Genomic DNA, 12,861 nt, shown 5'->3' with positions numbered 1-12,861 from the left:
ATTAATTATCCTTTGAGAGATCCCAGATATTGGGTAAGTGGCGGTTGGAGTAGCCGGAGACAAAAGGTTTGACGAGGCCTTCCGGGGTATAAACCGCTCGCCTGACGCCGCCGATATTGCCGCCGTAAACGTGAATACTGATCGAGACGCTATCCGCGAGGGCGTTGCTCACCCGGTGAATATCGCCGTCGCGGGAAGAGACTTTTTCCACTTCGCCTGGGGAAAGGCGTTCAGCAACGCCGATGACCACCGGCTGGCCGCGCTCGTCCAGGCGGTAGCGCTGATTCTCCTCCGCGCCCCGCAGCATGCCGATGGCGCCCCACACCCGATGATCGTGAATCGGCGTCGATTGCCCCGGCCCCCAGACGAAGCTGACAATGGAAAAACGCTGTCCGGAATCGGCATGCAGCAGATACTGCTGATAGTGGTGGGGATGCGGCAGGGTGTACTCCTCCGGCAGCCAGTCATCCTTTTTCACCAGCGCGGCCAGGCGCAGGGCCACGGCGTCGAGCAGGGGCTGTTCATCGGCAAATTCGCGATGCAGGGCATCAAGGTCTTGAATAAACTGGCGTAATTTTTCCACTCGCGGTGCGGTCATGGTCGCTTCCTGTTGTCGGGACTGGTCTTTACGCTAGCAAAGGCGTTAATATAATTAAAATGCAATTTCCGCATATATTAATATGCAAAAATCACATTAAGGACGCTATGCGCATCGACGACATTGACGCACTGCTGGCCACCGTGCAGTTCTCCTCGCTTAACCAGGCCGCGGAATATCTCGGTATTACCCAATCGGCGATTACCCGTCGTCTGCAGCGTCTTGAGCAAACCCTCAACGTAACGCTGCTGGAGCGTCAGACCCGGCCGCTCACCCTGACCGCCGCCGGGCACCGGGTTTACGAGCAGTGCCTGAGCATCAAGCGGGAGACCAAAAAGCTGTACGGCCTGCTCGACCCCGAGGCCGAGCCGCACGGTATCCTGCGTCTCGGGGTCCCGCAGAGCGTGGCGGAAATTGCCCTGCAGCCGGCGCTGAGCGCGCTGCGCCAGCAGTTTCCCGCCCTGCGACCGCAGGTGACCTGCGGCTGGAGCGGGCTGCTGCAAAAGCGCCTTGAAAGCGTCGAGCTGGACGGCGTGCTGGCGATGGGGCCGGAACAGCAACGCTTTGCTGAGGGCTACGGCGGGCGCCTGCTGTGCCCGCTGGATATTGTGGTGATTGCGGCTAAAAGCGGGCGTCTTCACGCCGGGGCGCTGCGCGACTGCGCGGAAAAAGGCTGGGTGCTCAATCCCGACGGCTGCGGCCTGCGGGCCGGGCTGATCCGCGAGCTGCAGTCCCAGGGGCTGCGTCTGGCGCTGAATGTCGAGACCGCGGGCGCCCAGCTGCAAATCAGCCTCGTGGCGCAGGGGCTGGGGCTTGGCCTGGTACCGCGCGCCGCGCTGGCCGCCAGCCCGTGGCGCGACGAGGTGACGGTATTGACGCTGGCGGATTTCCAGCCCGAGGTGCATCTGTGGCTGGTTCACGCGCAGAATCTGGCTAATCTGAGCCAGCCGCTGACTTTTTTCGCCGGCAAAGTCGTTCAGCAGCTAAACGTATCTGGCTGAAACGTATATATAATTTTTATAAATGCTTATCTCGCATATTAAGATATGATAAAAATGCATTTTGTTCATTAAGAGCCCGTGTATAGGGTAATGAAAACGCGCCGCCGCGGCGGCCCACTCATTATCCTGCTACAAGGAGTTCTGCATGAGCATTCAATTTCTCGGCATGATCGGCCACCGCCTGTCGTCGGAAACCATCGCCCCGGTCGGCCCGATTTTTGACCGCGATTACATCGTGCGTTTCGCGCAAACCCACGAGGCCGCCGGGTTTGACCGCCTGCTGGTGGGCCACTGGTCCGATCAACCCGACGGATTCCTGGTGACCGCGCTGGCGGGCCTGTCGACGCAAAAGATCGGCTTCCTGTTGGCTCATCGTCCCGGTTTTGTCTCGCCGACCCTCGCCGCGCGTAAGTTCGCTACCCTTGAACACCTGCTGGGCGGCCGTCTGGCGGTACATATCATCAGCGGCGGCAATGACGCCGAGCAGCGCCGCGACGGTGATTACCTCGATCACGACCAGCGCTATGCGCGTACCGATGCCTTCCTTGAGACCGTCCGCAAGGTGTGGACCGCCGAACAGCCGGTGGATATCGCCAATGACTTTTATCAGGCGGAACAGGCGTGGTCGGCCATTCGCCCGCTGCAAAAACCGCATATCCCTCTCTATTTCGGCGGTTCGTCGGAAGCGGCCATCGCCGTGGCCGGCAAGCACGCCAACGTCTTCGCCCTGTGGGGAGAGTCGCTGGCGCAAACCGCGGAAACCATCCAGCGCGTGCGGGCCGAGGCGGCGAAACATCAGCGCGAAATCGACTTCAGCGTCTCGTTCCGGCCGATTATCGCCGCGACCGAAGCCGAGGCCTGGGAGAAAGCCGAGCATATCCTGCACGTCGCCACCGAGCGGGCGGCGCAGAGCGGAGGCGGTTTCAAAGCCAAGCCCGACAGCGTCGGGGCGCAGCGTCTGCGGGCGACGGCGGCGCAGGGCAAGGTGGTGGATAAACGCCTGTGGACCGGGATCGCGCAGCTGGTAGGCGGCGGCCACAACTCCACCGCGCTGGTGGGCACCCCGGAACAGGTCGCCGACGCGCTGCTCGATTACTACGACCTCGGCGTGCGCAACTTCCTGATCCGCGGGTTCGATCCGCTCAACGATGCTCAGGAGTACGGTAAAGCGCTGCTGCCGATCGCCCGCGAAAAAGCCGCCCTTCGCGCCGTGGCGGAGCGCGCCTCGTGATCGGTCAGACAAGCGATGACTGGGCGCGGCGGTTGACGGAGGTACGCCAGCTGATGGCGGAGCAGGCGGCCAGTCTCGACGCCAGCGGCGACTTTCCCCGCGACAATATCGACCGTCTGCGCCAGCGCGGTTTTTTAAGCCTCGCCGTGCCGCAGCAGTACGGCGGGGCAGGTGCCGGCTTAGCCGAGCTTCAGCAGGCCATTGCGGCCATCGCCTGGGGCGAACCGGCGACGGCGCTGATCGTCTGCATGCAGTACCTGCACCATCTGCGGCTGGCGGAGAACGAGAACTGGTCCGAGCCGCTGCGCCAGCGGGTTTTTCACGATGCCGTCGAGCGGGGAGGCTTGATCAACAGCCTGCGCGTGGAGCCGGAACTGGGCTCCCCGGCGCGCGGCGGCCTGCCGCAAACCGTGGCGACCCGCCGCGCGGAAGGGTGGCAGATTAACGGCCATAAAATCTATACCACCGGTATTGAGGGGCTGAGCTGGCTGGCCATCTGGGGCCGCAGCGACGACGCTCCGCCGCTGGTCGGCACTTGGCTGGTGCCCCGCGACAGTGAGGGCATTACCGTGGTGAACAGCTGGGATCACGCCGGAATGCGGGCAACCGGCAGCCACGAAGTGGTGCTGAACAACGTCCGGGTGGCCGCAGAGCACGCGGTGGACGTGTGGCCCGCCGATGCGCCTCCCGCGCCTGATGCGGAACAGTTTCGTCTGTTTGCCAACCGCCATACGGCGCTGCTGGCGGCGATTTACGACAGCATCGCGCGGGCGGCCCGCGACTGGCTGGTAACGTGGCTGGGTTCGCGTATTCCGGGCAGCCTTGGGCAACCCCTTTCCAGCCTGCCGCGGGTGCAGGAAAAAGTCGGCCAGATTGACGGCTGGCTACTGGTCAATCGCACTCTGCTGGAAAAGGCCGCACAGCTGGGCTTTTCCGCCATTGAGGCGAATCTCGCGAAAGTCACGATTACCGACAACGCCATTCAGGCGGTGAACCTGGCGCTGGAGCTGACCGGCAACCATGGCCTGAGTCGGCAAAATCCTCTGGAGCGCCACTATCGCAACGTGCTGTGCGGGCGGGTACATACCCCGCAGAGCGACAGCGCGTGGCTGGCGGCCGGCAAACACGCTTTTCAAAAATAAGGATAATTCATATGCGCAGACTTAATGTTACCGGTTTAGCCGGGGTGGTTATGCTGCTGGCCCTGAGCGGCTATGCGGCGGCTCAGGAGCGAATCACCTTGCGAATCGCCGATCAAAAAGGCTGCATGCGTTCGCAGCTGGAGGCAGCCAACGCCCTGCAGGATCTCCCTTACGAGATTAAATGGGCCGAGTTTCCGGCCGCCGCGCCGCTGGCGGAAGCGCTTAACGCCGGGGCGGTGGATGCGGGAATTATCGGCGATGCGCCGCTGCTGTTCGCGCTGGCTAACGGCGCGCCGGTTAAAGCCATCGCCGTCGATAAAAGCAACCCGGCCGGCACCGCGGTGCTGGTCTCGCCCGGCAGCGCGTTGAAAAGCGCCGCGGATTTAAAAGGCAAACGCATCGCTACCGGTAAAGGGTCGATTGGCCACTTTGTGGCGCTGAAAGCGCTGGAGCAGGCGGGAATTTCGCCGAAAGAGGTGCAGTGGGTGTTTCTCGGTCCGGTGGACGCCAAAGTGGCGCTGCTCAACGGTTCGGTGGACGCCTGGGCGACCTGGGAGCCCTATACCACGCAGCTGGTGAAGACCGCCGAGGGACAGATTCTGGTCAGCGGCAAAGGGCTGCTGCCGGGTAACACTTTCCTGGCGGCAACCGATGATGCCCTTAAGGATCCGCAGAAGCGCGCGGCGCTGCAGGATTACCTAAATCGCCTGGCCGGCGCCGAGCGCTGGGCCTACGCCAATCTCGATAGCTACGGTAAAACGCTGGGGGAAATTATTCGTTTCCCGGCGGATATCGCCCGCGCGCAGTTTGCCAATCGCCAGTCGCAGTGGCTGCGTCTGGACGCGAAGACGGTCGCTCAGCAGCAGTCGACGGCGGACTTTTACCTCGCCAACGGGCTGATCCGCGCAAAGCTGGACGTGATGCCGACGTTTGATAACGGCTTTAGCGTGCCTGCCGCGCAGGCCCATGCGGAGGTGTCGCCATGATGACATCTCGCCGTCGTTTCTTACGCTTGACCGGCAGCCTTGCGCTGGCCGGGGCCTCTCTGCCCCTTTGGGCTCACGATATGGCGGCCATGGCGAGCGGTGAGGAACACCCGGCCCTGCGCCTGGCGCAGCCGTACAAAATCAAGCTGGCGATTAACAAAAGCGCGGTGTGCCTGGCGCCGGTTGCCGTCGCGGAGCAGCAGAAGATCTTCAGTAAATACAATCTCGACGTGGAGTTCGTTAACTTCGGCAACTCGACGGACGTGCTGCTGGAGGCGATTGCCACCGGCAAGGCCGACGCCGGCGTCGGGATGGCGCTGCGCTGGCTGAAGGCGCTGGAGCAGGGCTTCGACGTGAAGCTCACCGCCGGAACCCACGGCGGCTGCCTGAACCTGCTGACGGCGAAAAACTCGCCGTTCGGCGGCCTGGAGAGCCTGAAGGGGCAAACCATCGGCGTCACCGATATGGCCGGGCCGGATAAAAACTTCTTCGCCATCTTGCTTAAGCGCCACGGCATCGATCCGATAAGCGATGTGCAGTGGAAAGTCTATCCGGCAGATTTACTCAGCGTGGCGCTGGATAAACGCGAAATTGCCGCCATCAGCGGCAGCGAACCCTTCAGCTATCGTCTGCTGGACACCGGTAAATATCAGCTTATCGCCAGCAATATGACCGGCGATTACGCTAACCTGAGCTGCTGCGTACTGGGGGTCAGCGGTAGCCTGGCGCGCGATCATAAACCGGCCGCCGCCGCGCTCACCCAGGCGATTCTTGAGGCGCACAGCTATGCCGCCGCGCATCCGGAGAGCGTGGCGCAATCCTTCCTCGCCCATGCGCTGAATACCAATGAGGCGGAGGTCAGCGGAATTCTCCACGGCCAGGGGCACGGCCATCATGCGGTGGGCGAGGCGTTTGTCAAAGAGCTGACCCAGTACGCCGTGGATCTTCAGCGGGTGCAGGTCATTAAACCGGGAACCGATCCCCATCAGTTTGCGGAGAGCATTTATGTCAACGTTTTCGCCTGAACGGGTGCTGACGCGCCCGGTAAGCGGCAGGCCGCTGTGGAAGGAAGGCTGGCTTGCCGCCGCGCTATGGCTGCTGGGCGGCCTGTTTACCCTGGCCTGGCCCGATGCCGGGCGGCGCTGGCCGTTTAGCGAAGGGTGGGCGCTGGCGCAGTTCACCCTTGGCGGCGGACTGTTGCTGCTGGCGCTGAGCTACCGCTACTGGCGGCAGCGGGGGACTCGCCTGCAGCATGCCGGAAAGTGGCTGGCGCTGCTGCCGCTGCTTTTTGCGCTGTGGGAGGGACTGACGGCCAAGACGGCGTTTTTGCCGGTGCCGTTTTTCGCGCCGCCGCAGGCGCTGATTGAGGTGCTGCACGATGACTGGCCGCGCCTGCTTGATAGCCTTCTGCATTCGCTGGGGCTGCTCGGGCTCGGGGTGCTGCTGGGCACCAGCTGCGGTTTTATCAGCGGGCTGGCGATCGGCTGGTCCCAGCGGATCGGCTACTGGGTGCATCCGGTGTTGCGTCTGCTGGGGCCGGTGCCGTCCACCGCGCTGCTGCCGCTGTGCCTGTTTATCTTCCCCTCCAGCTTCGGCGCCAGCGTGTTTCTGATCGCGCTCAGCACCTGGTTCCCGGTGACCGTGCTGACCTGGTCCGGGGTTATCGGCATCGATAAGGCGTGGTATGACGTGGCGCGAACCCTGGGCGCCAGCCAGCGTTTCCTGATCCTGCGCGTGGCGATCCCCGCCGCGTTGCCGAACGTTTTTGTCGGCCTGTTTATGGGGCTTGGCGCATCGTTTTCGGTGCTGATCGTCGCCGAAATGGTCGGCGTGAAATCCGGTATCGGTTTTTATCTCCAGTGGGCGCAGGGCTGGGCGGCCTATCCCAATATGTACGCGGCGCTGCTGGTGATGGCGCTGCTCTGCTCCGGCCTGATTAGCGGGCTGTTTATGGTGCGAGACCGGCTGCTGAGCTGGCAGCGGGGAGGGATGCAATGGTAACCGCGAACGCCACTTCTCAGGCGGCATCGACCGGCGCGGCGGTGTCGATAAGCCATCTGCATCACGCTTTTAGCCTTGGCAAACAGACGGTGCCGGTGCTGGAGAATATCAGCCTGCAGCTGCGGCCCGGAGAGAGCGTCGCGCTGCTCGGTCCTTCGGGCTGCGGTAAATCCACTCTGCTGCGGCTGCTGGCGGGACTGGAGCCGCAGCAGGCCGGGCAAATTCAGATTGATGAGGCGGCGATGGGCGGACCGGGGCCCGAAAGGATACTGGTGTTTCAGGATCCGACCCTTTATCCGTGGCTGACGGTGCGGCAAAACGTGCTGCTGGGACCGCAGGCGCAGGGGAAAAAGGGGCTTGAGCCAAAGGCCGATGCGCTGATTTCGCGAATGGGGCTGCAGGCGTTTAGCGAAGCGTGGCCGCGCCAGCTTTCCGGCGGGATGGCGCAGCGTGCGGCGCTGGCCCGGGCGCTGCTGAATGAGCCGCGTCTGCTGCTGCTCGACGAGCCGCTGGGCAAGCTGGATTCCCTTACCCGCATCAGCATGCAGCGGGAGCTGATCGCCCTGTGGCAGCAGCAGGGCTATACCAGCCTGCTGGTTACCCACGATATCGAAGAGGCGCTGCTGCTGTGCGATCGGGTGTTAATCATGTCGCCGCGACCGGGGCGGATTATCGCCGAGTTTGCGCTTCCGCTGACGTATCCCCGCCATCGCGACAATCCGCTGCTGCTGCAGCATCGGCAGGATATTTTGCGCATTCTTGGCCAGGGGGAGGACTGGTAAGGCAAGGCGTTATCCGGGGCGTGCTGATTCTGACCGTTCGGCGGGGATTCCCGGGGGCGGGGCGGTAGGGCCGCTCCTTACCCGGGCTACAGTGTGCTAGCCCGGATAAGGCGCCGCGCGCCGCGATCCGGGACAGGGATGAGGCTTAAAAATCCATCTTCACCGTAAACTGTACTTCCCGCGGATCGCCGATCTGGTTGCCGAGGTTATTGGTGCCGATGGAGGAGGTGTAATAGGTCTTATCGAACAGGTTCTTCACGTTAACCTGCAGGGTCACCGGATATTGCAGCTTCATCTTATAGGCCGCAAACACATCCGCCACCGCATAGCCCTGCAGATAATAATCCGCGCCGTTGGTGCCGGAACGTTTGCTCACCGCGCGACCGCCGCCGCCCACCGTCAGCGTATTGCTGTCGTAGACATTGTGAATGTCGTAGCTCAGGAACAGCGAACCGGTGTGTTTCGGCACGTTCGGCAGCGGTTTGCCTTTGTAATCCGGATCGTCGGTGACCTTCGCATCGGTATAGCCGTAGCTGGCGATAACGCTCAGGTTATCGGTCAGCGACCCGGCCACGTCCACTTCGACGCCGCGGGAGCGCACTTTACCGGCGGTTTTTGCCACCGTCTCATCGCCCACGGATTCCGTGTAGAGGACGTTGCGCTTATCAATATCAAACAGCGCGATATTGGCGGTGACGCCGTTGAACAGATCGAACTTCGCGCCCAGCTCGTAAGACGTCGACTCTTCCGGCGGCAGATTGCCAATATAGCTGGCGATAGAGGACTGCGGCATAAACGACTGCGCCACGTTACCGAACAGCGAGACGGACGGCGTCAGCTTATACACCAGGCCCGCTTTAGGCGTCCATTTCTGGTCGCTGCTGTCGGTATTGACGTTAAACGGGCGGCCCTTACCGGCGTACTGGGTGTAATACTGATAGCGCACCCCGGCGACGGCAATCCACTTATCGGTAAGATAGAGCGCGTCCTGGAGGTAGCCCGCGTAGCTCTCCTGCTGAATACGCTGGTCGCTGTCGGATGCCGAAACGCTGGAGCATTTGCCAACAGTGCCGTAGACCGGATTATAGATATTGAAACCCTTGACGTTCTTACAGCGGATCATATCGGTGCGCAGCAGATCGTAATTCTCGTAGGCCAGGCCGGTGAGGATCTCGTTGTAGAAACCGCCAATGACCACGTTGCCCTGTAAATCCGCCCGCGTAGTGTGCATTTTCTGGGTGGAACCGTGGGTGGCATCGACGCGGCGGGTCAGGTTGCCGGTCGCCGAGTCGTAGGCCATTACCCTGGCCTGATCGTCGTTGTAATGATCCTGGCTGTAGCTGTAGTCGAAGCGGGCGGTCCAGGCGTCGCTGAGACGGTATTCGGCATTCAGCTGCGCGAGATCGGAATAACCGTCGGTAATATTAAACGGTTCATCAAAACGCGTTTTGCGATCGACGTTCACCGCATGGCCGGTATTCAGATCGAAGATGGTGCCGCGATCGAATGGGGCACTGTAGTCACGGTGCGAATATGAGACGTTCACCGTCGCCCGCTCGCCGAACCAGGTCAGGGAGGGGTTAATAAAGCTGCTCTTCTCTTTGCCGAAATTACGCCAGTAATCTTCATGCTGATACTCGCCAATTACCCGATACGCCAGCTGAGTCCCGTCGATGGGGCCGGTGACGTCAAACTGGCCGGTACCGCCGCCAAAGCTGGTGGAGGTGGCGGAGACGGAGCCGCCGAAGCTGCGCTCCGGGCGTTTGGTCACCACGTTGATTAATCCGCCGGGGTCGAGAATACCGTACAGCGTTGAGGCCGGGCCTTTGAGCACTTCGACGCGTTCGGTGGCGGCGGTGAAGCTGCGCGGCAGCACGGTACGCAGGCCGTTGGTCATGATTGAACCATCGCGGTTAGCGCCGAAGCCGCGGCGGGTGAAGGCATCCTGGGTCCCGCCGAGGGTATTGGTTTGTACCACGTTGGCGACGTTATACAGCGCTTCATCGAGGTTCGTCGCATGCTGATCCTCGAGCACCTGCTCGCTGACGGTATTGACCACCTGCGGAATATCCAGCATCGGCATAGTAGTCAGCGTGGCGGTCGAGGTATTGACCGGCTGATATCCCTGGGTGGCGCGTTGCCGAGTGCCGTCGGCCACGACCGTTATGGTCTCGTCAGCGGTTTTCTTTGTTTTATCGGCGCTATTAACCGCTGCCAATAATCCCGGTGAGGTGAAAAAAATCAGTGAAAAAAGCGCACGCCCTTTTAATGCCGAATAAGGGACATTGAGTGGAATCATTTTTGTGTCTCGTGAACGAACCTCGCCTTTGCGGAGAGGTAAAGCCAATAAAATCATTGCCCTGAAAAATAAACCTGGCTGTTTTTTACGCCGCAACGCGCGCCAGATATGTAATTGAGAATCATTCAATCATGAAGGCATGTAGTAGTAAACGTTATGTAAGATAAAAAACTGACGAAACAAATAATCAATCAATTAGCGAGGAATGGGCTGGGTGAAAATTTCATATATTATTGTTTTAATTGATTATTAAAGTCATTTTATGTTGTGCAGATTTTGGTAGTAAACCCGCGCGGCCGGCGCCGTCATAGGGTATTGACTACTACATTCATCCACCGCATGATCAAAAGAGAATGAGATTTATTTTTGTTTGAGTGCGGAACGAGCGGGCCTGGCGCCACGCCGTTGCGGCGCGGGAGCGAGTTATGCCACAGCGGGTGTTGCCTGCAGAGCAGGGGATCGTCCTTGATTCCCTGTCGGCCGGATATGGCCAGACGCTAATTGTCGACAATATTCATCTGACCATCCCCCACGGGAAAATGACGGTACTGGCCGGCGCCAACGGCTCGGGGAAATCGACGCTGCTGTCGACTATCGCCCGGATGCTCAAGCCGCTGGGGGGCTGCGTACGTCTGGACGGCGAGGTGATTCATCAGATGCCGACCCGGGAGGTTTCCCGTCGGCTGGGCATTCTGCCGCAATCGCCGCTGACCCCGGAAGGGCTGACGGTTTTTGAACTGGTTTCGCGCGGGCGCTACCCCTGGCAGGGGCTGATGCGACAATGGTCCGAGGCCGATGAACGGGCGGTAGAAGAGGCGCTGCGGCTCACCGGTACCGCAGAGTTTGCCCACCTGGCGGTTGATAGCCTCTCCGGCGGCCAGCGCCAGCGCTGCTGGATCGCGATGGCTCTCGCCCAGCAAACGGCGACGATTCTGCTGGATGAGCCCACCACCTGGCTCGATCTGCGCTATCAGGTCGACATCCTTGAACTGCTGCAAACCTTAACCCGCGATCACGGCCGCACGGTGGTCACCGTCCTGCACGACCTGAACTTCGCGGTGAACTACGCCGACCTGCTGGTGTTTCTCAAAAAAGGCGCGATCGCCGGGGTGATTAATGAACAGGAAATCTGTACGCCGGAGCTGATCAAAACCGTCTTTGACGTGGACGTGCAGATGTCGCTCAACCCGCAGACCGGTAAGCCCTTTTTTATGCCGTTCCGCGCCCGTGAGGAGAAGGCGTTATGAGCGCCTCCGCGCTGCTGCTGCCGCGCCGACAATCCCGCCCCCGGCTGGCGCTGGTACTGCTGAGCCTGCTGCTGCTGGGCGGCTCGCTGGTGCATCTCGGACTTGGCGCGCGCTGGATTGCGCCGCAAACGGTGCTGCAGGCGCTGCTCCATTACGATCCGCGCAATTTTGACCACCGAATTATTGTCGATTTACGCCTGGTACGTCTCGCGGCGGCGCTGCTCACCGGCGCGGCGCTCGGCGTGGCGGGGCTGCTGCTGCAAACCGTGATCCGCAACCCGCTGGGCGAGCCGCATATTCTCGGCCTTAACGCCGGCGCTTCGCTGGCGGTAGTGGCGACATCGGCGCTGGGAATCAGCCTCGGCGGCGTGGCGTTAGCCAGACCGCTCACCGCCGCCTGCGGCGCGGCGCTGCTGTTTGGCGGCGTGATGCTGCTGTCGTCGTCCGGGCGGGGCGGCGTTACGCCGCTGCGCATTACCCTGTGCGGGGTGGCGCTGTCGGCCTTTGCCTCGGCTGTCACCGCGGCGATTCTGATCCTCGATGAACAAACGTTGCTGGCGATGCGCACCTGGCTGGCGGGCGATCTTGCCGGGCTGAACTGGCAAACGCTGCGCGCTGCGCTGCTCCCGGCGCTGGCGGGAGTGACGATCGCGCTGGTCATCGCGCCGCGTCTTAACGTGCTGGCGCTGGGCGATAAGGTCGCGCTGGGGCTGGGGGTAAAGATTGTTCAGACCCGCCTGCTGGGGCTGACCGCCATTGCGCTATTGTGCGGCTCGGCGGTGGCGGTGGCCGGGCCGATCGGCTTTGTCGGGCTGGTGGTCCCCCACGCGGTGCGCCGGCTGATTAGCGAAGATATTCGCCTGGCGCTGCCGCTGGCCGCTCCGGTTGGCGCTCTGGTGCTACTGCTGGCGGATATCGCCGCTCGTACCCTGGTTGCGCCCCAGGAGCTGGCAACCGGCGCGATGACCGCGCTGGTGGGGGCGCCGGTATTTATTTTTATCGCCGCGAGGTTTTTTAAATGAAAAGCGCCGTCCGTCGCGCTGGCTTTCGGCCGCTGACCTGCGGCCGCTGGCACATTCTGCTGCGCCCTGCGGCGGTAAAAATCGCCGCTGTCGCGCTGCTCGTCATCCTGCTGCTGGCGCTGTTTGGCCTGACCCGCGGCAGCTTCCCGATGCCCTCCGGTACCCTGTTCCGTGCGCTGCTGGGGGCGGACATCGTGGGCGAACAGCAGCGATTTATCCTCTTTGATATCCGCCTGCCGCGGCTGTTTATGGCGCTGCTGTGCGGGGCGATGCTCGGTCTGGCCGGCGCGGCGATGCAGAGCATTACCCGCAACGGTCTGGCGGATCCCGGGCTTATCGGGGTGAAGGAGGGGGCCAGTATTGTCGTTCTGGCGCTGGTGCTGTTCTTCCCGGCGGCGGGCCTGGTCTGGCGGCCGCTGGCGGGAATGCTCGGCGGCGTGCTGGTGGCGCTGCTGGTTCTGGCGCTGGCCCGCGACTGTTCGCGCCCGCGCTTTATTCTCATCGGCATCGGCGTGTCGTGGACGCTGGCGGCGGGGGGGGGGGGTTTTTTTT

11 protein-coding genes and 1 pseudogene are annotated in these 12,861 nt (G+C 62.0%); 10 read left to right on the top strand and 2 right to left on the bottom strand.

Translation table 11 applies throughout. The features are described from left to right. Position 1: 1 nt before the first annotated feature. Positions 2 to 598 (bottom strand): cysteine dioxygenase, encoded by a 597-nt coding sequence (locus ABLV30_RS18495; RefSeq protein WP_049084296.1) that lies wholly within the window; start codon positions 596 to 598, stop codon positions 2 to 4. A 107-nt stretch (positions 599 to 705) separates the two neighbouring features. Here ABLV30_RS18495 and ABLV30_RS18490 point away from each other — a divergent pair, with 107 nt between their 5' ends. The 7 genes and pseudogenes from ABLV30_RS18490 to ABLV30_RS18460 all read left to right on the top strand — a co-directional run bounded on the left by ABLV30_RS18490 (position 706) and on the right by ABLV30_RS18460 (position 7,741). Beyond that, entirely contained in the window at positions 706 to 1,599 is an 894-nt protein-coding gene (locus ABLV30_RS18490; RefSeq protein WP_134897257.1) for a LysR family transcriptional regulator, read from the top strand. Between the two features lie 145 nt (positions 1,600 to 1,744). Then, a pseudogene (locus tag ABLV30_RS18485) lies at positions 1,745 to 2,849 on the top strand (LLM class flavin-dependent oxidoreductase). 34 nt (positions 2,850 to 2,883) lie between these two features. Beyond that, positions 2,884 to 3,972, top strand: coding sequence for an acyl-CoA dehydrogenase family protein (locus ABLV30_RS18480; protein WP_049071118.1), 1,089 nt, complete (start codon positions 2,884 to 2,886; stop codon positions 3,970 to 3,972). A gap of 11 nt (positions 3,973 to 3,983) precedes the next feature. Next, positions 3,984 to 4,958, top strand: coding sequence for an ABC transporter substrate-binding protein (locus tag ABLV30_RS18475; RefSeq protein ID WP_348865639.1), 975 nt, complete (start codon positions 3,984 to 3,986; stop codon positions 4,956 to 4,958). Further along, on the top strand, positions 4,958 to 5,983 hold the full coding sequence (locus ABLV30_RS18470; RefSeq protein WP_025108189.1) for an ABC transporter substrate-binding protein: 1,026 nt from the start codon (positions 4,958 to 4,960) through the stop codon (positions 5,981 to 5,983). The genes ABLV30_RS18475 and ABLV30_RS18470 overlap by 1 nt, the downstream gene beginning before the upstream one ends. Continuing rightward, positions 5,964 to 6,959 (top strand): ABC transporter permease subunit, encoded by a 996-nt coding sequence (locus ABLV30_RS18465; RefSeq protein WP_049084301.1) that lies wholly within the window; start codon positions 5,964 to 5,966, stop codon positions 6,957 to 6,959. The genes ABLV30_RS18470 and ABLV30_RS18465 overlap by 20 nt, the downstream gene beginning before the upstream one ends. After that, positions 6,953 to 7,741, top strand: coding sequence for an ATP-binding cassette domain-containing protein (locus tag ABLV30_RS18460; RefSeq protein ID WP_014838728.1), 789 nt, complete (start codon positions 6,953 to 6,955; stop codon positions 7,739 to 7,741). The genes ABLV30_RS18465 and ABLV30_RS18460 overlap by 7 nt, the downstream gene beginning before the upstream one ends. A 145-nt stretch (positions 7,742 to 7,886) precedes the next feature. On the opposite strand, the gene ABLV30_RS18455 is transcribed toward ABLV30_RS18460, so the two are convergent. Beyond that, entirely contained in the window at positions 7,887 to 10,040 is a 2,154-nt protein-coding gene (locus ABLV30_RS18455) for a TonB-dependent siderophore receptor (RefSeq protein ID WP_033837168.1), read from the bottom strand. A gap of 425 nt (positions 10,041 to 10,465) precedes the next feature. Here ABLV30_RS18455 and ABLV30_RS18450 point away from each other — a divergent pair, with 425 nt between their 5' ends. The 3 genes from ABLV30_RS18450 to ABLV30_RS18440 all read left to right on the top strand — a co-directional run. After that, on the top strand, positions 10,466 to 11,287 hold the full coding sequence (locus ABLV30_RS18450) for an ABC transporter ATP-binding protein (RefSeq protein WP_014229681.1): 822 nt from the start codon (positions 10,466 to 10,468) through the stop codon (positions 11,285 to 11,287). Further along, positions 11,284 to 12,309, top strand: a complete 1,026-nt coding sequence (locus ABLV30_RS18445; RefSeq protein WP_025108187.1) for an iron ABC transporter permease — start codon at positions 11,284 to 11,286, stop codon at positions 12,307 to 12,309. The genes ABLV30_RS18450 and ABLV30_RS18445 overlap by 4 nt, the downstream gene beginning before the upstream one ends. After that, on the top strand, positions 12,306 to 12,861 hold a 556-nt coding region (locus ABLV30_RS18440; protein ID WP_316504115.1), incomplete at its 3' end, for an iron chelate uptake ABC transporter family permease subunit. The genes ABLV30_RS18445 and ABLV30_RS18440, both read left to right, overlap by 4 nt.

This window comes from Klebsiella sp. CN_Kp113, assembly GCF_040064585.1.
Classification (GTDB): Bacteria; Pseudomonadota; Gammaproteobacteria; order Enterobacterales; family Enterobacteriaceae; genus Klebsiella; species Klebsiella michiganensis.
Note: the sequence above shows the minus strand (reverse complement) of the source record. Positions and strands in the feature narration are given on the sequence as shown.

Excerpts from the sequence above, each read along its gene's own strand:
- ABLV30_RS18495 (WP_049084296.1), bottom strand. The coding sequence starts at position 598 with ATGACCGCACCGCGAGTGGAAAAATTACGCCAGTTTATTCAAGACCTT.
- ABLV30_RS18490 (WP_134897257.1), top strand. The coding sequence starts at position 706 with ATGCGCATCGACGACATTGACGCACTGCTGGCCACCGTGCAGTTCTCC.
- ABLV30_RS18480 (WP_049071118.1), top strand. The coding sequence starts at position 2,884 with ATGGCGGAGCAGGCGGCCAGTCTCGACGCCAGCGGCGACTTTCCCCGC.
- ABLV30_RS18475 (WP_348865639.1), top strand. The coding sequence starts at position 3,984 with ATGCGCAGACTTAATGTTACCGGTTTAGCCGGGGTGGTTATGCTGCTG.
- ABLV30_RS18470 (WP_025108189.1), top strand. The coding sequence starts at position 4,958 with ATGACATCTCGCCGTCGTTTCTTACGCTTGACCGGCAGCCTTGCGCTG.
- ABLV30_RS18465 (WP_049084301.1), top strand. The coding sequence starts at position 5,964 with ATGTCAACGTTTTCGCCTGAACGGGTGCTGACGCGCCCGGTAAGCGGC.
- ABLV30_RS18460 (WP_014838728.1), top strand. The coding sequence starts at position 6,953 with ATGGTAACCGCGAACGCCACTTCTCAGGCGGCATCGACCGGCGCGGCG.
- ABLV30_RS18455 (WP_033837168.1), bottom strand. The coding sequence starts at position 10,040 with ATGATTCCACTCAATGTCCCTTATTCGGCATTAAAAGGGCGTGCGCTT.
- ABLV30_RS18450 (WP_014229681.1), top strand. The coding sequence starts at position 10,466 with ATGCCACAGCGGGTGTTGCCTGCAGAGCAGGGGATCGTCCTTGATTCC.
- ABLV30_RS18445 (WP_025108187.1), top strand. The coding sequence starts at position 11,284 with ATGAGCGCCTCCGCGCTGCTGCTGCCGCGCCGACAATCCCGCCCCCGG.